Annotated in this window: 17 protein-coding genes; 7 read left to right on the top strand and 10 right to left on the bottom strand. The window is 67.5% G+C overall.

The features are described 5' to 3' along the window. Positions 1 to 3: 3 nt before the first annotated feature. Positions 4 to 741: an HAD family hydrolase gene (locus WG924_RS01660; RefSeq protein WP_345931098.1), complete on the bottom strand. Its 738-nt coding sequence runs from the start codon at positions 739 to 741 to the stop codon at positions 4 to 6. A 206-nt stretch (positions 742 to 947) separates the two neighbouring features. On the opposite strand from WG924_RS01660, the gene WG924_RS01655 reads away from it, so the two are divergent. Next, complete coding sequence (locus tag WG924_RS01655; protein WP_345931096.1) at positions 948 to 2,243, top strand: MFS transporter; 1,296 nt, start codon at positions 948 to 950, stop codon at positions 2,241 to 2,243. Between the two features lie 24 nt (positions 2,244 to 2,267). On the opposite strand, the gene WG924_RS01650 is transcribed toward WG924_RS01655, so the two are convergent. Further along, entirely contained in the window at positions 2,268 to 3,122 is an 855-nt protein-coding gene (locus WG924_RS01650; RefSeq protein WP_345931094.1) for a universal stress protein, read from the bottom strand. A gap of 534 nt (positions 3,123 to 3,656) precedes the next feature. Here WG924_RS01650 and WG924_RS01645 point away from each other — a divergent pair. The 4 genes from WG924_RS01645 (at position 3,657) to WG924_RS01630 (ending at position 7,736) form a co-directional block, all read left to right on the top strand. Further along, positions 3,657 to 4,832 carry an extracellular solute-binding protein gene (locus tag WG924_RS01645; RefSeq protein WP_345931092.1) on the top strand — a complete coding sequence of 392 codons (1,176 nt, stop codon included), beginning with the start codon at positions 3,657 to 3,659 and terminating at the stop codon, positions 4,830 to 4,832. 99 nt (positions 4,833 to 4,931) lie between these two features. Next, positions 4,932 to 6,035 (top strand): ABC transporter ATP-binding protein, encoded by a 1,104-nt coding sequence (locus tag WG924_RS01640; RefSeq protein WP_345931090.1) that lies wholly within the window; start codon positions 4,932 to 4,934, stop codon positions 6,033 to 6,035. Beyond that, positions 6,028 to 6,912 carry an ABC transporter permease gene (locus WG924_RS01635; RefSeq protein ID WP_345931088.1) on the top strand — a complete coding sequence of 295 codons (885 nt, stop codon included), beginning with the start codon at positions 6,028 to 6,030 and terminating at the stop codon, positions 6,910 to 6,912. Before WG924_RS01640 ends, WG924_RS01635 begins: the two co-directional genes overlap by 8 nt. Continuing rightward, the gene (locus WG924_RS01630) at positions 6,909 to 7,736 is read left to right on the top strand and encodes an ABC transporter permease (protein ID WP_345931086.1); all 828 of its coding nucleotides are present in this window, start codon (positions 6,909 to 6,911) and stop codon (positions 7,734 to 7,736) included. The genes WG924_RS01635 and WG924_RS01630 overlap by 4 nt, the downstream gene beginning before the upstream one ends. Here the strand turns inward: WG924_RS01630 and WG924_RS01625 are convergent. From WG924_RS01625 to WG924_RS01615, 3 genes are read right to left on the bottom strand one after another with little or no spacing between them, the layout of a single operon-like run. Then, entirely contained in the window at positions 7,685 to 8,518 is an 834-nt protein-coding gene (locus WG924_RS01625) for a metal ABC transporter permease (protein WP_345931084.1), read from the bottom strand. The genes WG924_RS01630 and WG924_RS01625 overlap by 52 nt on opposite strands. 10 nt (positions 8,519 to 8,528) lie before the next feature. Beyond that, complete coding sequence (locus WG924_RS01620) at positions 8,529 to 9,386, bottom strand: ATP-binding cassette domain-containing protein (RefSeq protein WP_345931082.1); 858 nt, start codon at positions 9,384 to 9,386, stop codon at positions 8,529 to 8,531. Further along, positions 9,383 to 9,940: a transcriptional repressor gene (locus tag WG924_RS01615; RefSeq protein ID WP_345931081.1), complete on the bottom strand. Its 558-nt coding sequence runs from the start codon at positions 9,938 to 9,940 to the stop codon at positions 9,383 to 9,385. The genes WG924_RS01620 and WG924_RS01615 overlap by 4 nt, the downstream gene beginning before the upstream one ends. A gap of 107 nt (positions 9,941 to 10,047) precedes the next feature. Between WG924_RS01615 and znuA the strand changes: the two genes are divergently transcribed. Both znuA and WG924_RS01605 read left to right on the top strand, forming a co-directional pair. Next, positions 10,048 to 11,121, top strand: coding sequence for a zinc ABC transporter substrate-binding protein ZnuA (gene znuA / locus WG924_RS01610; RefSeq protein WP_345931080.1), 1,074 nt, complete (start codon positions 10,048 to 10,050; stop codon positions 11,119 to 11,121). 187 nt (positions 11,122 to 11,308) lie between these two features. Then, the gene (locus WG924_RS01605; RefSeq protein WP_345931078.1) at positions 11,309 to 11,578 is read left to right on the top strand and encodes a hypothetical protein; all 270 of its coding nucleotides are present in this window, start codon (positions 11,309 to 11,311) and stop codon (positions 11,576 to 11,578) included. Positions 11,579 to 11,608: 30 nt separating this feature from the next. Here WG924_RS01605 and WG924_RS01600 read toward each other — a convergent pair whose 3' ends face one another. The 5 genes from WG924_RS01600 to WG924_RS01580 form a co-directional block, all read right to left on the bottom strand. Continuing rightward, positions 11,609 to 12,661 carry a fatty acid desaturase family protein gene (locus tag WG924_RS01600; RefSeq protein WP_345931075.1) on the bottom strand — a complete coding sequence of 351 codons (1,053 nt, stop codon included), beginning with the start codon at positions 12,659 to 12,661 and terminating at the stop codon, positions 11,609 to 11,611. Between the two features lie 144 nt (positions 12,662 to 12,805). Further along, a complete protein-coding gene (locus tag WG924_RS01595) occupies positions 12,806 to 15,982 on the bottom strand; it encodes an efflux RND transporter permease subunit (RefSeq protein WP_345931073.1) in 3,177 nt (1,058 codons plus the stop codon). Between the two features lie 99 nt (positions 15,983 to 16,081). Further along, on the bottom strand, positions 16,082 to 17,215 hold the full coding sequence (locus tag WG924_RS01590; protein ID WP_345931071.1) for an efflux RND transporter periplasmic adaptor subunit: 1,134 nt from the start codon (positions 17,213 to 17,215) through the stop codon (positions 16,082 to 16,084). A 45-nt stretch (positions 17,216 to 17,260) separates the two neighbouring features. Continuing rightward, positions 17,261 to 17,902, bottom strand: a complete 642-nt coding sequence (locus WG924_RS01585) for a TetR/AcrR family transcriptional regulator (protein WP_345931069.1) — start codon at positions 17,900 to 17,902, stop codon at positions 17,261 to 17,263. A 271-nt stretch (positions 17,903 to 18,173) separates the two neighbouring features. Further along, a complete protein-coding gene (locus WG924_RS01580; protein ID WP_345931067.1) occupies positions 18,174 to 19,850 on the bottom strand; it encodes a class I adenylate-forming enzyme family protein in 1,677 nt (558 codons plus the stop codon). Positions 19,851 to 19,861: the final 11 nt, after the last annotated feature.

Raw genomic sequence — 19,861 nt, 5'->3', positions numbered from 1 at the left:
GGATCAGGCAACCGTCTGGGAAGCAACCAGACCACAGACATCCTCCAGCCGGTCGATGACAAGGTCGGCCGCCGCCGCGACCATCGGGTCGATGCGGGCGCCGCCCTGCACCACCACGGCCAGCCCCGCACCACCGGCGCGGGCCAGCGCCACATCATGCAGGCTGTCCCCCACCACCGCCACCCGGTCGGGCGTGATCGCCAGACGGGCTACGAAGGCGGTCAGCATCCCCGGGCCGGGCTTGGCGCCATGGCCACTGTCATAGCCGGCGATAAAGTCCAGATGCGCCGCCAGATCGAACTGATCGACCAGGGCATGGGCGCCGGCGGCACTGTCATTGGTGGCGATGCCAAGGCGGAGACCCTGCGCCCGCAGCCGCGAAAACAGCGCCGCCAGGTCGCAGACCGGCTGTGCGGTAGCACTGCCCAGGCTCACGAACATCCGGTCGATGTCACGCGCCAGACGCTGAACGTCCGGCTGGCCGGGCAGCAATGGCGACCATTGCCGCGCCAGACTGCGGCTGTCGCCCATGGCCAGCACGGAACCGGGAGCGACGATATCGGTTGCCGGATCGTGGCCGCCGGCGGCCAGCAACCGCCCGGCCAACCGCCGGTCACCGCGGGCAAGCCGGTCGGCGACGGCGCGGTTCAGCGGCACCCAGCTCGCATCGTAATCGATCAGCGTCCCGTCCTTGTCGAACAGGATCGCCTCGATCCCGGCTCGTACCGCGCCATCGCTCATGCCCTGTCGTCCTCGTCCCGTGACCCCTTGCCGGAGGGTGCCCGACACCGGGCGCGGGATCAAGCCCGTCTCGCCGCCGACGCCGTCTGACGGAGCGCGGCGCGGATCTGCCCTGCGACTGATGATCTTGCTGCCGGTGGTGCGGGCGATCACACTCTCCACCCTGCCAGAGCGTGCATCCCGCCCCACCGATCCGGACCCCTCCCATGGCCATCCACCGCCTTCAGCCGCTTCGCCGGGCACTCGCAGCACCTGCCTATCGCCATTACACCATCGGCAACGCCACCTCGCTGATCGGCATGTGGGTGCAGCGGCTGGCCATCGGCTGGCTGGCGTGGCAGATCACCGGATCGGGCACCTGGCTGGGGCTGCTCGCTCTGTGCGAGTTGATCCCGACCGTGCTGCTCAGCCCGGCCGTGGGCGTGCTGGCCGATCGCGTGGATCGTCGGCGGCTGATCATCGCAACCCAGAGCCTGCTGCTGGTTCAATCCCTGACGGCCTTCGCCCTGGTGGTGACCGGATTGATCACGATCGGCTGGCTGCTGGCCCTGGCCCTGGTGCTGGGAACCGTCACCGCCTTCGGTCAGCCCGCCCGGCTGGCCCTGGTGCCGGAACTGGTGCCCCGGCCGGATGTGCCGGCCGCTGTGGCGCTGAATGCCAGCCTGTTCAATCTGGCCCGCTTCGCCGGGCCGGCGATCGCGGCACCGCTGCTGGCGACGGGCGACGGTTCCGCCGCATTCGCCGCCTATCCGCTGACCCTGATCCTGTTTCTGGTTCAACTGGTGCGGTTGAAGATCCCGCCCGTCGAGCCTGAACCCGATGCGATATCCGCCGCGACCGGCCGGGACGGCACCGCCGGCGGCACGGCCACCGTCAGGCCAGGCTTTATCGCCGCCTTCCGTGACGGCATCCGCTATGCCGCCCGCCATCCGGGGCTGGGGCCGCTGCTGGCCCTGTTGTGTTTCGCCTGCCTGGGTGCCCGCGCCCTGCCTGAATTGCTGCCGGCCCTGGCCGATGGCCATTTCGGTGCCGGCGCCGCCGGCTATGCGGCCTTTACCGCCGCCGTCGGTATCGGCGCGCTGACCGCGGGCTTATGGATGGCGACCGGTGCCGGCGAACGGCGGCTGGTGCGGATCGCGGCCGTGGCCACCCTGCTTGGCGCCGCCGGCACCGCGATCGCCGCCACCGCGCCGTCGGAACCGGTGGCGATCGCAGGCCTCGGCCTGCTCGGCTTCGCGATCACCGCCAATGGCGTGTCGATCCAGACCCTGATCCAGTTGCATGCCCGCCCCGACCGCCGGGGCCGGGTGATCGGCCTGTATCTGGTGATCATCCGGGGCGTGCCCGCATTGGGCGCCCTGGCCATGGGGGCGGCGGCAGATCTGGTCGGGATCACCTGGCCGCTGCTCATCGGCGCGGCGATCGCGGCCGCGGGCGCGGCCTTTGCCTGGACGCGGCTGCCGCGGATCGAAGCCGGGCTGGCGCGCGGGCCGGAGCGATGACCCCGGCCCCGGTGCACCCGATGGTCAGTGCGCGAACAGCACCGGCAGCGGCGAGCGGTGCAGCAGATCGTTGGTGACTCCGCCGAAGATCATCTGGCGGAAGCGGCTCTGGGTATAGGCGCCCTTGACGATCAGATCGGCCCCCATGACGCGGGCTTCGCCGATGATCACCTCGGCGACGCTGCGCTCGCCTTCGTCCAGCGTCTTCGCCCCGGCCGGCACGCCGTTGCGGGCCAGATGGCGGGCAAGATCCTCAGCACCAGGGCCCGGCACCATGCCACCGCGTACCGCCAGCACCAGCACCTCGTCGGCGGTGGTCAGCCAGGGCATGGCCATCGCCACGCATTGCGCGGTTTCGGTGCTGCCGTTCCAGGCAACCAGAACTTTGCGGCCCAGCTCGCTCTGCGGCGCCTGTGGCGTCACCAGCACCGGCCGGCCGCCATCGAACAGCACCGCCTCGGCGGTCACCCGCCACAGATCACGTGCCGGATCATCCGGCCGGGCAACCACGGTCAGGTCGAACAGCCGGGCCTGATGGCCAACCACTTCAGCCTCCTGGCCCGAGACCTCGCGCCATGATGCGGTGGGGCGCCCCAGTGCGGCGCCGGCCGCATCGATATCGGCCCGCTCTATCCCCAGGCGGGCGACGGTTGCGTCGTAAACCTTGCGCACCCGCTCGGCCATCGACTGCCAGCGATTGCCCATCTCGACCAGATAGTCCGAGGGTATGACCAGCCCGTCACCGGCCAGGATCTGCGGATCGTGGCGGATCAGCAGCGCCTCGATATGGCTCTTGAAGTGCTGTGCGACGGCGTAAGCCGTCTCCAGTGCCACGGCATCGCCGTCATCGCCGTGCATGGGCACCAGAATCGTCTTCATGGGGCCGGGCTCCTTGTCGCCAAGTCTTGGGTGCCGCGCCTGTGCGGTCGTGGCAGCATGTCGCCCTGTTGCGGGCATCGGGGGCCGTTCATGCCTTCGTACCTTCGGGCATGTTCCAGTGCCGAAGTGTACCGCCGCCCGGGCGGCCACGCCACGGCCCAGGCGCTTTATGTGAGCGCCGATCGCAGTTGATGGCCGGGCCGTCAAAAATATGCCACGGAACCAGACTATTGTTCCGCCAACCGCGATGGCATTCCCTCTGGCCACAAGACCGCAACCCATGGTCATGTGCGCCGTGCTTTACCATCGGGTCGATGACATGCAATGCTGCGCGACGCGGCTTGTGGCGCAGGTGACGAGCACGAACACGCCACGATCCCGATCGTGCCCCAGCGCGGGCTCCGGCCCGCTGTGGACTGATAATCACCCGCCCCCAGGCGGCGACGTGGCCGGCGATCGACCGGCACGTCCCCGGCGGCGGACGCCCGGCCGGTTGCGGCGGGGTTCGAGTGTGTTCAAGAGGAGCCGATACCGATGACCCGTAAGGTCGACGCCAAGACCGTCGCCGCCGGCACCGCCGCCGCGGCCCGTGCCTTCACCCGCCGCAGTCTGCTGAAGGCCTCGGCGATGGGCGGTGCCGCACTCGCCGTTGCCGGCCCCGCCATCCTGAACCCCGCCCGCGCGGCCGGTGGCGAGGTCCGGGTCTTCGCCTGGGCCGGCTATCTCACCGACGACATGTTGGCGGCGTTCCAGAACGCCACCGGCATCAAGGCGGTGCGCACCGAATATGGCACCAACGACGAATTGCTGAACCAGCTCCGCGCCAGCCAGGGCGGCGGCTTCGACATCATCTGGCCGACGGTCGACCGGGTGCCGAATTATGTCGAGTTCGAACTGGTCCAGCCGATCGACGAGAGCAAGGTCGCCTTCGACCGCCTGCTGCCCGCGACGATTTCGGGGTCCGCCGGCATGGGCGGCGTGATCGACGGCAAGCGCTATATCGTGCCGATCGACTGGGGCACCGAGGCCCTGACCTTCCACAAGGAACAGGCACCGCTGGTTTACGGCAAGGCGAGCTTCGGCGATCTGTGGCGGCCGGAACATGCCGGCAAGGTCACCGTCCGCGGCCACTCGGCCCTGGCCGGCCTTGGTCTGTATCTGGAAGGCGAAGGCAAGCTGCCGGCCCCTTACGCCGACAGCTTCAAGGACGAAGCGACGATGACGAAGAATTACGACGTCATCATCGCCGAGGCGATCCGCCACAAGAAGAATATCGGCCAGTTCTGGACCAACGAAAATGAAGCTCAGGGCGCTTTCCGCGCCAATGGCTGCGTGATCGGCCAGACCTGGGATTCCACCTCGCTGGCCCTGTCGAAGGAAGGCCTGCCCTTCGGCTATATCGCGCCGAAGGAAGGCGCGCTGGCCTGGATGGAAGGCGTGTGCATCACCTCGAAGGCGCCCAATCTCGACAACGCCTATGCCTTCATCAACTGGTCGCTGACGCCTGAAGCCGGCGCGATGCTTGCCAACCACATGGGCTACAACTCGACCGTCAAGGGTGCCGATGGGCTGCTGAACGCCCAGAACAAGGCGTTCTTCGCCGCCGCCTATCCGGAAGACGCCCTCGACAAGCTGTGGTGGTGGCCGGTGCAGGAAAGCTGGTTCGTGGCCAAGCGCACCGCCTATCAGGATCAGTTGCTGTCAGCCTGACCACGCGACGAACGATGATCCGGTGATGGCGGAGGATATGCGCCGCCATCACCGGCATGCCCGACGGACGACATTCATCCTGCAAGGTGACCCCAACTCATGAGCCACGGCGTCGCGCTCGATCACGTGACCATGCGCTTCGGTGCCGGCCCCGCCGCCGTCGACGATGTCGATCTTGGCATCGAGGCCGGCAGTTTCTTTTCCATCCTGGGGCCGTCGGGTTGTGGCAAGACCACCCTGCTGCGCATGATCGGCGGCTTCCTGGAGCCGAGCCGGGGCCGGATCGTGATCGGCGGACAGGACATGGCCGGCAAGCGCCCGGAACAGCGCCCGACGGCGATGATCTTCCAGAATCTGGCATTGTTCCCGCTGATGACGGTGGCCGAAAATATCGGGTTCGGGCTGGAGGTGCGCGGCATCAAGGCCGCAGACCGACGCAAGCGCGTCGCCCGGCTGCTGGACGTGATCGCCCTGCCCGGCATCGCTGACAAGAAGGTCACTGATCTGTCGGGCGGACAGCGCCAGCGTGTGGCCATCGCCCGCGCTCTGGCGGTGGAGCCGCAGGTTCTGCTGCTCGACGAACCGCTGTCGGCGCTGGACCTGAAACTGCGCCAGCATATGCGCGCCGAATTGCGCAGCCTTCAGAAGCGCACCGGCGTCACCTTCATCTACATCACCCATGATCAGGGCGAAGCCCTTGCGATGTCGGACAAGGTGGCGGTGATGAGTGCCGGCCGCGTCCAGCAGGTGGCAGCGCCGGCCGAGCTTTACGACCGCCCCCGAACCGCCTTCGTCGCCGGATTCGTCGGCGAGGCAAACCGCATTTCCGGCCGGATCATGACCTGCGACGCCGGCGAGGCGACGGTCGAAACCGGTTTCGGGCCGCTGGCCGGAGTGGCACCGCTGCCGCTGCCGGCCGGCACCCGTGCCAGCCTGTTCGTGCGCCCGGAACGCATGCGCCTGACCGCCGCCGAGGGCCTGGGTGCTATCGGCGCCATCCCGGTGATGGTCGAGGATCTGCGTTTCGAAGGGCCGTTCCTGCATCTGGTCACCCGCCCGATCGAAGCCGGTACCGCGGCAGGCATCACATCCGAGATCGTCGCCCAGTTGGTGAATGACGGCAATCTGCCACCTTTGGCCCGTGGCGTGCGCATCGGCCTGGCCTTCGGCCCGGCAGACGCGGTGGTGCTGGCCGATGAATGAGATGATCCGCCGGCGCGGCCCGGCCCTCGCCATCGCCATTCTGGGCATCAGCGCCGTCTGGGTGCTGATCCTGGTGGTGCTGCCGCAGATCTGGATGCTGGATTATTCGCTGCGCCCCAACCTGCCGCCATCGAAGGTCGGCGGCCCGGAGGATGTCCGCAATCTGACGAACTATGCATCGCTGTTCGGCAACAGCCTGCATTTCGCGATCTTCATCAAGACCATCTGGGCCAGCGCCCTGGTGACGCTGCTCACCCTGATCGCCTGCTATCCGATCGCCTATTATCTGGCGCAGGTGGCCAGCCGGCGGCGGGCGGCAACCGTGATGCTGGTGCTGATCATCCCGTTCTGGATCAACGAGGTGCTGCGCACCTTCGCCTGGTACATCATCCTGGCGCTGAACGGGCCATTGAACGGCCTGCTGCTGAGCCTGGGCATCATCGATCAGCCGGTGCGCTGGATCGACGGCAACGGCGCGGTTCTGGTCGGCATGGTCTATGCCTATGTGCTGTTCATGGTGTTTCCGATCTATAACGCGATCGAAAGCCTCGATCGGGCGCAGATCGATGCCGCGCGCGACCTGGGCGCCGGCTGGCCGCGGATCCATCGCCGCGTGGTCATTCCCCATGCCAAGCCCGGTATCGCAACCGGTTGCATCATGACCTTCATGCTGGCGGCCGGGTCGTATGCCGTGCCCGCCCTGCTGGGTTCGCCCGGCAGCCGCTGGTTCACCCAGATCATCTATGACTGGTTCTTCGAAGGCGGCAACTGGCACATGGGGGCGGCCTATGCCTTCGTGCTGCTGCTGATCTGCATGGGCTTCATCATGGTGATGATGCGGCTGTTCAAGGTGGGCGTCGGGGATATCGCGCGATGAGCACGACGACGAGCGCGTCCGGCGGCGACCGCCTGGGCCGGGCGATGATGCGGCTCTATCTGGGCCTGTTCCTGTTCTATCTGTTTCTGCCGCTGGTAGTGATGGGTGCCGCCACCTTCAACGACAGCCGGCTGCCGACCGTGACGCCCTGGACCGGCACCACCCTGAAATGGTTCGAGGCGCTGTACCACGACAGCCAGATGTGGGACGGGCTGGTGACCAGCCTGCTGGCAGGGGCCGGCGTGGTGGTGGTGGCGGTGCCGGTGGGCACGGCCGCCGCCCTGCTGCTCGACGGCCTGCGCGGCCGATCACGCAGCTTCGCCTTCGCGCTGATGGTCTCACCGCTGCTGACACCCGGCGTGATCATCGGCATCTCGACCCTGGTGTTCTGGCGCCAGTTGGCGGTGGGCGGCGGGCTGTTCCTGATCATCATTGCCCAATCCACCTATATCGCGGCCTATGTGATGCTGATGGTGCAGGCCCGGCTGCAACGCTTCGATCGTGGGCTGGAAGATGCCGCCCGCGACCTTGGCGCCAGCCCGTGGATGTCATTCCGGCGCATCACCCTGCCCTTCCTGGCGCCGACCATGGTGGCCGGCGCCTTCATCGCCTTCCTGCAGAGCTTCGAGAATTACAACACCACATTGTTCGTGCGCGGCTTCGACACGCCGCTGACCGTGTATATCGCAAGCAAGGTCCGCACCGGCGTGACCCCGGCGGTCAACGCCCTGGGGCTGATCCTGATCGCGCTGACCATCATCGGCGCGGCGGTCTATGAATTGCTGCGCCGGCGGGCGGCGCGCAGGATTCCGCCGGTGAGCTGACGCGGCACGGCCGAGATCACCCCGAAGATCACCGCCGCCGTCACCACCACCGCCGGCCCCGATGGCAGATCCCAGACCATCGAGGCGCCAAGGCCCAGGGTGACGGCGACCGCGCCCAGACCCGCGGCGGCGGCGGCCATCGCCTCGGGCGTGGCGGCAAGCCGGCGGGCGGCGGCGGCGGGAATGACCAGCAGCGAGGTCACCAGCAGCACGCCCACGATCTTCATCGCCAGCGCGATCACCAGCGCGATCAACCCCATGAAGGCCAGTTGCACGACCAGCACCGGCACGCCTTCCACCCGCGCCAGATCCTCGTCGACCGTGATCGCCAGCAGGCGGCGCCACAGCAGGGCCAGTGCCGCCAGCACACCGGCACCGCCCAGCCAGATCGACCACAGATCGCCGGTGTCGATCGCCAGGATGTCGCCGAACAGATAGGCCATCATGTCGACCCGCGGATTGCCCGCCAGCGCCATCGCCACCAGCCCCAGCGACAGCGCCGAATGCGCCAGAATGCCGAGCAGCGTGTCTTCCGCCAGCGGCTGGCGGCGCTTCAGCACCACCAGCAGGATGGCCACGGACAGGCAGGCCACGACGATGCCGGGGCCATAGCCCAAACCGGTGACGGTGCCGAGCGTGATGCCGAGCAGCGCCGAATGCGCCAGCGTGTCGCCGAAATAGGCCATGCGCCGCCAGACGACGAAACAGCCAAGCGGCCCCATCACCAGGGCCAGACCGATGCCGCCGGCAAGCGCCCGGAGCAGGAAAGCGTCGAAAATCATCGGATGCCGGTCATGAATGAGGATGGGTCGAGCCGGTCTGCCGGCAACCGGCGGTGCAGTCGTCGGCGGCGCCGGCCCCATGGATATGGACGTGGTCGTGAACATGGTCATGGGCGTGGTGATACGGCGCCAGCGCTTCGGCGCCCATCGGCCCGAACAGCGCCAGGAATGCCGGGTCGCGGCTGACATCGTCGGGATGGCCCGAACAGCAGACATGGCCGTTCAGGCACAGCACGTGATCGGTCGCCGACATCACCAGATGCAGATCATGGCTGACCAGCAGGATGCCGCAGCCGCGCCGGTCGCGGATCGTGCGCAAGGTGCGATAGAAGGCGATCTGGCCGGGCATGTCCAGATGGGCGGCGGCTTCGTCCAGCACCAGAAGATCGGGCGCCTGCAACAAGGCCCTGGCCAGCATCACCCGCTTGGCCTCGCCGCCCGACAGGCTGTGGAAGGACCGGTTCTCAAGCCCTTCGGCCCCCGCCTCGGCCAGCGCCTGGGCAATCTCGGCGGCCGTGGCCCGGCGGCCACGGATATCGGCCAGGGTCATGAAGCGGCGCGCGGTGAGCGGCAGGGTGCGGTCCACCGCCAGTGATTGCGGCACATAACCGATCCGCAGGCCCGGCCGCCGCCGCACCGTGCCCTCGTCGGGCGCGATCAGCCCCAGGGCCACTTTGACCAGGGTCGATTTGCCCGCGCCATTGGGGCCGATCAGACTGATGATCCGCCCCGGCGCGATGGCGAGATCGACGCCATCCAGCAGGCGGCGGCCGTCGCGCGCGATCACCAACCGGCGAATATCGACCAGCAGCGCCGGATCGACACCGTCTGCAACCGCTGCCACAGGACGATGGGCGGCCGCGGTCATGCCACACCTGCCTTCATATCCGCCGGCGTGGCGCAGCCGGCGCAGAGCCCGTGCAGTTCCACCATCTGTCGCTGGACAATGAAGCCGGCTTCCGCTGCCACGGCTGCCAGCCGGTCGGCGCTGTCGCGATCGTTCAGTTCCGCCACGCGGCCACACCGGTCGCAGATCAGGAACTGGCCGCTATGCACCCGCCCGGCCAGCCCGCAGCCGACAAAGGCATTCATCGACTCGATGCGGTGCACCAACCCCTGCTCCAGCAGGAAATCCAGCGCCCGATAAACCGTCGGCGGTGCCGCACCGCTGCGTTCGTCCTTCAGCCGGTCGAGCACGTCATAGGCGCGCACCGGTTCATGCCCCTGCAACACCAGTTCCAGAACCCGGCGGCGCAGATCGGTCAGCCGCGCGCCATTGGCGGCGCAGACCCGTTCCGCCAGATCCAGTGCCGTGGCGACACAGGCCCGGTGATCGTGGTCATTTCCGGGAAAGGCGTCGCCGTGCCGGCCGGGGTGATGGGGGGCCGGGTCATGATCGTGGGTCGTGGGGGTATCTGCCATCTTGCGCTACGCTATAACATTCCGTAATCTGTGGCCGTGAACTGTTATGTTATATCGATGCCGGGGGCATTGCCAGCCCTGTGGCCGATCTGGAGTGCATGTTGACCATGGCGAAGCGCAACCCGGTGCGCAGCACCGCAGCGGCCCTGTTGTTCTGCGGCACAGCATTGACGGGCATGGCACTGACGGGAGCTGGCGCGGCTGCTGCCGACGCACCCGTCGTCGTTGCCACCATCAAGCCGCTTCACGCCCTGGTCACAGGCGTGATGGCGGGTGTGGGGGAGCCCCGGCTGCTGGTGCAGGGCGCCGCCAGCCCGCATGATTTCGCGTTGAAGCCCTCGGATGCACGGGTTCTGGACCGCGCCTCGCTGGTGTTCTGGGCCGGCCCCGGTGTCGAGAGTTTCATGCCCAGGGTGATCGACACCCTGGCCAAAGATGCCCGGACGATCGCCATGGTCGATGCCCCGGGCGTGAAGACGCTGCCAGTGCGGGAAGGCGGCGTGTGGGAGCCGCATGAGCATGACCATGAAGGCCATGAGGGCGAGGATCACGAGCATGACGACCATGACCATGACGCTCATGCCGACGCACATGATGACCATGACGATCATGACCATGACGGGCATGACCATGACGGGCATGACGAGCACGAAGACGGCATGATCGACGGTCATGCATGGCTGTCGCCGGCCAATGCCCGCGCCATGGTCACCCGCATCGCCGCCGTGCTGGCCGAGGCGGACCCGGCACATGCCGACACCTATCGCCGCAACGCCACCGCCTATGATGCCCGGCTGGAGGCTCTTGATGCGCGGCTGGCGCAGCAACTGGCCGCGGTGAAGGACAAGCCCTATATTGTCTTCCACGATGCCTATCAGTATTTCGAATCCGCCTATGGTCTGGCGGGCGCCGGGTCGGTGACGCTGAACCCCGAGCAGCCGCCCGGCGCCCGACGGATTTCCGAACTGCGCGCGCGCATCACAGAGGGCGGCGTGGTCTGCGTGTTCGCCGAGCCGCAATTCGATCCACGGCTGGTGAAAACCCTGACCGAAGGCACCGCGGCCCGCAGTGCCGTGCTCGATCCGATCGGCACCGACATCACGGCCGGCGCCGACGCCTACCCTGCGTTGATGGAGCGGCTGGCCACGTCGCTCAGCGGGTGCCTGTCCGGCGCCGGCTGACCGGCTTTCTCATCCCTGCTCCGCCTGAGCAGTACCTCAAAGCCCCGGCGCCGGCGATGGCACCGGGGCTTTCTTTGTGGGACGGGTGCCCGAGACGGGCCGCAGCCATTGATGCCGGCGCGGATGTGGCCACCTGTAGCGCGGCGCGGTCGTTCCGGCGGCGCCGAACAAGGGGACATCGCCGGCCATGACCACCCGCATCACCCAGAGCACGGTGACCTTTCTTCATCCGGCGACCATTCCCGGCCTCGATCATCCACTGCCAGCCGGTGCCTACCGGATTGAGATTGAAGAAGAACTGGTCCCGTCGCTGTCATTTCCGGTCTATCGCCGGATATCGGCCCTGCTCGATCTGCCGTCGCGCCCCGGCCTCAGCCAGATGATCACCATCGACCCGCAGGAACTGGATGCCGCCATCGCGCGCGATCAGGCGCGATCACCCGCCGCAGAAAGCTGACGCGGCATCCCCTGGACCAGCCGGATCCCGTCACCCGGCCGCTTTGGCATCGCGATCGGGTTCAGCCTCTCGGCACGTCACCATCCGGCCCCGATCTTCATCCCACAGATTATAGCGCAGGCTGCGCATCGCGGCCCGGAACGACATCGGCGGAACCGCCGAAAGCGCCGCGATCCGGGCATGACAGGCCTCCAGCCGGTAATTCGGCACCCGCGGGTTCAGGTGATGGACGTGGTGAAAGCCGATATTGCCGGTGAACCACTGCAGAACCCGTGGCAGATCCAGCCAGGTCGAACTGCGCAGGGCGGCGGTGCCATGGCTCCACGCGGCATTGCGCGCCCAGATGACCGTCTCGCCGCGATGCTGAACCGCGAACAGCCAGACGCCGATGATCGCCGCCAGCGCCATCACCGGCAATTGCACCGCAACCGTCGCCCCCCACCCGACCGTCAGGCCAAGCGTGATCAGGATCGCCGCGACCCCGAGCGTCGTGGCGTGCACCATCCGCCGCTCGGCGCGCCAGGCAGGCGGCATGTCGAAGGGCAGACGATAGAGCAGGATGAAGATCAGCGGCGGCAGCAGCAGATTGGCCACCAGCGGATGCCGGGTCACCCGATACCAGCGCCGGGCGCGGGGTGACAGCGCCTGATATTCACCCACCGTCAGGCAGGACGAATAGATGTCGGCGCCGCTCTGGCGCCGGTCGAGATCGTTCCAGATGCCATGATGTCCGGCATGCTGGCGCCGCCACGACAGATAGGGTGTCAGGGTCAGCAGGCTGCAGGCGATGCCGCAGATGTCGTTCGCGATACGGTTGCGGAAAAAGGATTGATGGCCGCAATCATGCTGAATGATGAAGATGCGCACCAGGAACCCGGCGGCCAGGGGTGCCAGCAGCAGGCTCAGCCAGTATGACAGGTCAAGCAACAGATACATGGCGGCACAACTGGCAAAAAATCCGCCGAAGGACGTCGCGATCTGAAACAGGCTTCGCCCCGGAAGCGGCCCCTGAAAGCCGGCCACAATTCGGCGCAACTCGACGAATGAGGTGGCGTGTCCGGTCCCGGACATGCTGACGGTCATGGATGAGCCTCCTTGAACGGGCCTTTCAGTCTACCCGATCAACCGCTCAACCCCTGACACCAAAGAATGTTCCGGGACATCGATGACGGCGCACCACTGTCGTCGATGTCCCGGCATCATATCAGACGCCGCATCCCGCCTGTCTCAGCTGTGATGGCTGTTCTCCTCGGCGACCGTCTGCGTCACCTCGGCGCGCGGCACCCGGAACCACAGCGCATAGATCGCCGGCAGCGCCAGCAGCGTCAGCGCGGTCGCGACCAGCAGGCCGCCCATGATAGTCAGCGCCAGCGGCCCCCAGAACACGCTGCTCGACAGTGGAATCATGCCCAGAATGGCGGCGGCGGCCGTCAGCACCACGGGCCGCGCGCGCCGCACCGTGGCGTCGACGATGGCACGCGACCGGGCATGGCCGGCGCGGACATCGGTTTCGATCTGGTCGATCAGGATGACCGTGTTGCGCATGATCATGCCGGCCAGCGCGATCAGGCCCAGCAAGGCCACGAAGCCGAACGGCGCATTCATCACCAGCAGCGCGCCGACCGCCCCGATCAGGCCCAGCGGTGCCGTCAGGATCACCAGGAACAGCCGCGAGAACGACTGCACCTGCACCATCAGGATGGTGAGCATCACGATCAGCATCACCGGCATGACCGCGGCGATCGCCTTGTTGGCCTTGGCGCTTTCCTCGATCGCGCCGCCGGTGTCGATCCGATAGCCTTCCGGCAGCGATGCCTTCAGATCGGCCAGGGCCGGCAGCAGTTCATTGGTGACATCCGGCGGCTGCACGCCGTCGATCACGTCGCCGCGCACGGTCAGCACGATCTCGCGGTTGCGGCGCCACAGGATCGGTTCCTCGAACACATAGTCGATGCGCACCACCTGATCCAGCGGCACGGCCACGCCATTGCGGCTGGCGATGGTCAAGGCCGGCAGCCGGTCGAGGTCGAGCCGTTCATCGGGCACCGCGCGGGCCACCACGTCGATCAGGTCGTTACCCTCGCGGTACTGGGTGATGGTGCGGCCGTCGAGCAGGGTACGCAGGGTTTCCGAGATATCGGACGGCGTCATCCCCAGCGCCCGTGCCCGGTCCTGATCCACCTGCAGACGCAGGCTCTTCTGCTGTTCGTTCCAGTTCAGATGCGGATCGACCACCTTGTCGTTCTGCAACATGATGTCACGGACCTGATAGGCATAATCGCGTACCTTCAGCGGGTCGTCGCCGACCACGCGGAACTGGACCGGAAAGCCCACCGGCGGGCCGAACACGAACCGGTCGACACGTGCCCGCGCCTCTGGAACGGCCCCCGCTTCCAATGCCGTGTCCAGCCGCGCTTTCACCCGTTCACGCGCCTCGGTGTCGCGGGTCAGGATCACGATCTGGGCGAAGGCGGTGTTGGGCAGCACCGGGTTCAGCCCCAGCCAGAAGCGCGGCGAGCCCTGACCGACATAGGTGGTGTAATACTGGATATCGTCGTCACCGACCAGAAGCTGTTCGGCGGTCCGGGCGGCGGCATCGGTGACGCCGATGGCCGTGCCTTCCGGCATCCGCAGTTCCAGGAACAGCTCCGGACGGGTCGAGGTGGGGAAGAACTGCTGCGGCACCTTGCTGGTGCCGAAGACGGCGCCGGCGAACAGCGCCGCCGTGATCAGGATCACCAGGATGCGATGTCCCACGCACCATGCGATCATCCGGCGCAGGATGCGATAGACCCGGGTTTCGTACACGGCATCAGGGTTGTGATGCTTCTTCTTTGAGTAATCCGGCAGCAGTTTGAAGCCCAGATAGGGTGTGAAGATCACCGCCACGAACCACGATGCGATCAGCGCGATACCGACCACCCAGAAGATCGCGCCGGCATATTCGCCCGAGCTGGACTTGGCGAAACCGACGGGCAGAAAGCCTGCCGCGGTCACCAGGGTGCCGGTCAGCATCGGAAAGGCGGTGGATGTCCAGGCGAAGGTGGCGGCGCGCGCCCGGCTCCAGCCCTGCTCCATCTTCACCACCATCATTTCGATGGCGATGATGGCGTCGTCGACCAGCAGGCCCAGGGCGATGATCAGCGCGCCCAACGAAATGCGGTGCAGGTCCATGCCGATCGCGAACATCACCAGGAACACGATCGCGAGCACCAGCGGCACCGACAGCGCCACCACGATGCCGGTGCGCAGCCCCAGCGACAGGAAGCTCACCGCCAGCACGATCGCCAGCGCCTCCAGGAACACCTTCACGAATTCGGCGACCGAGTCTTCCACCACATGCGGCTGGTCGGCGATCTGCTCGACATCGATGCCCACCGGCAGCTCGGCGCGGATGGCGGCCATCGCGGCGGTCAGGTTCTCGCCCAGGGTCAGGATGTTGGCGCCATCCTCCATGGCGACGCCGACGCCCAGCGCCGGCTTGCCGCCCTGGCGAACCAGAAAGTCGCTCGGATCCTCGAAACCGCGCCGGACATCGGCCACATCGCCCAGCCTGAAAACCCGCCCATTGGCTTCGACCGGTGTGGCGGCGATCCGCTCCACGGCATCGAAGGCGCCGGTGACCCTGAGATGGATGCGGTCGGCGGTGGTATCGACCGATCCCGCAGGCGACACCGCATTCTGCCGACCGACGCTGTCGAAGATCGCCTCGGGCGTGATGCCCAGCGTCGCAAGCCGGGTGTGGCTGAATTCCACCCAGATCCGCTGATCCTGCACGCCGATGACATCGACCTTGGTAACGTCGGGCACCTTCAGCAGCCGCGAGCGCATATGCTCGGCCACTTTCTCAAGCGCTGCCGGATCCAGCCCGTCGGCGGTGATCATGTACAGCGCCGAATACACGTCGCCATATTCGTCGTTGTAGAACGGCCCCAGCACGCCGGAGGGCAGGCGGTTGCCGATATCGCCGACCTTCTTGCGGACCTGATACCACAGATCCTTGACGTCACCCGGTGGGGTGCTGTCGGACAGGGTCACCTGGATGAAGCTGGCGCCGGGCTGGGAATAGGTATCCAGCCGTTCCAGATGCGGCAGTTCCTGAAGCTTCTTCTCGATCTCGTCGGCGACCTGAGACTGCATCTCCAGCGTGGTGGCACCGGGCCAGCGCGCCGAGACCACCATGGTCTTGATGGTGAAGGACGGGTCTTCCGCGCGCCCCAACTGGGTATAGGACCACAAACCCCCGATGCCCAGGATCAGGATCAGGAACAGCACAAGAGCGCGATGATTGATCGCCCAGGCCGACAGGTTGAACCCGCCACCGTCGCGCGGTGATCCCTCGCCGGAGCGCTCTGGCGTCTCGCCGGTCTCCGGGCGCGAGCCGCCCGGTGTCTCTTCGGTCATCATGGCCTCGGATGGTGTCGCGGGCCGGAACGCCGCGGAATCTGTCTGGGAGCGGCCCGCCGCTTGGCGCCGGCCGGCATCGGGCTGATGCAGGGGCGGTCAGCCGCCGTCGAGGACGCGGACGGCCACGCCTTCGCGCAGCTGATGCACGCCCAGCGTCACCACCCGCTCGCCCGCATCGAGGCCGCTCTGCACCATGGCGACATCCTCGGTGAACCCCTTCAATGCGACCGGCCGCCGGTCGAGGGTCGAGGTGGCCGGATCGACCACGAACACCGCCGGGCCCTGGCCGTTGTTCATCACCGCCGCCAGCGGCAGGCGCGCCACCGGGCCCTCGCCCGGCAGCGCCAGGGTGACGGTCGCGGTCATGCCCAGCGCCGGTGCGGCATCGTCATCGGACAGAATTTCGAACCGCGCGGCATAGGTGCGGGTCGCCGGATCGGCCTGCGGCGCCAACTCGCGCAGTGTCGCCGCATAGCGATGATCGCCTTCGGCCCACAGGCTGACGGTCGCCTCGGCACGGCGCGCTTCGGCAAGCCAGGCTTCCGGCAGAGCGACCAGGGCCTCACGCGGGCCATCGCGGGCGATGGTCACCACGGTCTGGCCGGTGGCGACCACCTGCCCCGGCTCGGCGCCCACCGAGACCACCACGCCATCGGCATCGGCCTGAAGATCGCCATAATCCAGTTGGTTGCGGGCCAGATCGAGCGACCGGCGCGCCTGTTCCACCCGGCTGGCGGCAGCGTCGAGCGCCGATTTCTTGCGCTCATATTCCGCAACCGGCGCGAAGCCGCGACTGCGCAGGCTGGCATAGCGGGCTTCGTCGGATTTCGCCTGGGCATAGCTCGACCGCGCCGCCGACAGCTCGGCCTCGGCACTGGCGACCTGAAGGCCCAGATCGGTATGGTCGAGCTTTGCCACCACCTGACCGGCCGTGACCCGGTCGCCGACGTCGACCGGCCGCTCAACCAGCTTGCCGCCCACCCGGAAGCCCAGCGCGCTTTCGGTCCGCGCCCGCACCACCCCCACGAAATCGCGGGTCTCGGCGGCGTTGGTATAGGCGACCGTCGCCACCCGCACCGGCCGTTCGGGCGGCGGGGCATCGGCACGGGTCGGCTCCTTGCAGCCGCCAAGGGCCAGAGCCGCGGCCAGCAGCGTCGCGGCCATTGCCGGACGCCGGATATGCAATGCCAGGCGGATGGTCGGGTGACTGGAGGGGCGGAAGCGCGTCATGATCGTCTCGGGCTCCTTGGCTGCCGGAACCGGTCCGGCGGGCCATCAGGCGTTTTGCGGATGCGGGGACGTCGAGGGGGGCGAGAACGCCCCGACGCCGGCCCGAAAACCGGCAAACATGTAGCGCAGCATGCGCCGCGCCTCGGTATCGAGGTCGTCATCCAGACCATCGGCGATCATCACCGGATGGCAGAAGCGGTTGCCGGCATTCATCAGCGCGGTTGCGGCATCATCGGCGTCCAGACCGGGAAACTCGCCGTTCGCGGCGCCGTCGGCCAGAATGCGCGCCATGATGGCCCGGATGTCTTCCTTATGCGCCATGATCGCATCCCAGTTCTCGCGGATGCCGACCAGAACCACGTCGTGTATGCGCTGTTCCCTCAGCACGATCCGGCGGTGATAGCCCAGAATGTCGAGCACCATGGCCTCGATCCGCACCGATGCCGGCTCGGGCCGGCCGGCGATCGCATCGCATCGCTCGCGCACCTCGTCGAGAAAGCGGCAGCAGATGTTCTGAACGATCGCGCTCTTCGACGGGAAGAAGCGATAGACATTGGCCGGCGACATGCCGAGTTCCGATGCGATATCGGCGACTGTGGTCTTGGCATAACCGAGCCGGCGGAACAGCTCTTCCGCGACATCGGCGATGCGGGCCCGGGTTTCGTCGTGATCCGTGCGAAGGGACATTGGGGGTACTGCCTCGTGATCGTCATGCCCCAGCCTTGTGAGGCGGGATAAAGACTGATCCCTGACGAAAGAGATAAATCGTCAGTCATCAGGCGTCAATGGCGGGGCACAAAAATGCCGCGCCGGCCCGTCGGGCGATGACGGACCTAACCCTTTGTGGCGCAAAAAGCTCCACATATGCGGGGGTCGGTAGAGGACAAGGTGGATCGGTAGAGATAAGGACAGGCAGGGCTCGCGCCGGCCGATACTTCAGGCACGTTCGCGCGATGCTTCAGGCGCGTTCGCGCGCCGCACCTGGTGCCATGGGCTCGTGAAGCCGCTGCGGCGCGCCCAGCTTGCCGGCACCCAGCATGTCGAGCACCCGGCCCCGGGCGATCTTGCCGCTGGTCGCCAGCGGCCAGTCGCCGATCCGCCACAACAGGCGCGGCTGCTTGTGCCGGGCCAGCCGGCCGTCGAGTGCTGCGCGCAGGACATGGAGATCGGCCGCGGCCTCACCCTCGCCCCGCAACACCACCGCCACCTGCTGGCCCCAATGCGGGTCCGGATCGCCGAACACCAACGCCTCGGCGATGCCGGGCACCGACAGCACCGCCGCCTCCACTTCACCCGGATAGACGTTCAGGCCACCGCTGATGATCATGCCGCCGGCGCGGCCCAGAATGTACAACCGGCCCTGATCGTCCAGCCGGCCCAGATCGCCGACCGTATACCATCCGCCGTCGAGCGCCAGGAAACCGCTGCCATCCTCGCCACCCAGTATATAGCCGGACGACACCATGCGGCTGCGCACATCGATCCGGCCGACCTCGCCCGCCGACAGCGGCCGGCCATCGGGGTCGACGATGCGCAAGGACACACCATGAAAGGCCCGACCGACCGATTCCGGCGGATCGCCCCGGCTGCTGCGCGCCAGGGTGACGAAGCTGAGTTCCGACGCGCCGTAATATTCCTGGATCTCGGCCCGTGGCAGCGCCGCGCGCAGGATCGCGGCCATGGCCGGCGGCAGCTTGGCGCCGGCCGACACGATGGCCCGGACACTGGAAATCCGGCTGCCGGCCGCCTCAAGCCCCTGGGCCAGCGTGTCGAACATGGTGGGCACCCCCACCATCACATCGGCTCGCTCCGCCGACGCGACCTCGGCGGCGCGCACCGCATCGAAACGCTGCATCAGCACCGCCGTCGCCCCCGCGGCCAGCGCCTCCATGGTGGCATAGAGCGACAGGCCATGGACCAGCGGCCCCAGCGCCAGCACCCGTTCACCCGGCATCACGCCGAATTCGGCGATGCTGTTGCGGAAGCTTTCGGCCCAGGACGCATGATCGCGGATAAAGGCCTTGGGTGCCGACGAGGTGCCGGAGGTGGTGGCGATCAGGAACGGGGTCGATGGATCGATACGCGCCGGCCCGTCCCCGGGGCCCAGCCGTGCCGTCGCCCGGTCGCGCCAGCGCCGATAGGCGCAGTCGGCGCCACCGGTGACGACCAGAACACCGCCGGCTGCGGCACCGGCATCATGGCTCCCCGACCAGGGGGCCACCGCAGGATCGTGGATCAACAGATCCGGACGCAGAGTGTCGAGCAGGCCCTGCCCCTGTTCCGGCGTCAGCTTGGGATCGATGACCAGCACCACCGCGCCGGCCATCACCGTGCCGATGAAGGCTTCGACGAATTCCAGCCGGTTGTCCAGAATCAGCGCCACGACCTTCAGCGGTCGCAGACGCGCCGGCCGGATGGCCCGGGCCGCCGCACCGGGTGGCGGCAGCGCCGCAACCGCCTGCGCGATCGCAAGCCCCCGGGTGCGCAGCCGCGCATAGTCGATGCGGGCCGCCCCCAGCACCACGGCCTCGGCCGAGGGTCTCAGGCGCGCCTGCGCCAGAAAGCCGGCGAACATGGTGTTCATCGCCGGGTCATCATGCGCCGGCACATCCGGCATCGGTCCGTCACCGGGCATCGACGGGCACT

Origin of the sequence: Tistrella arctica, from assembly GCF_039630945.1 — a bacterium.
Taxonomy (GTDB): domain Bacteria; phylum Pseudomonadota; class Alphaproteobacteria; order Tistrellales; family Tistrellaceae; genus Tistrella; species Tistrella bauzanensis.
This window is presented reverse-complemented; position numbering and strand designations above follow the sequence as displayed.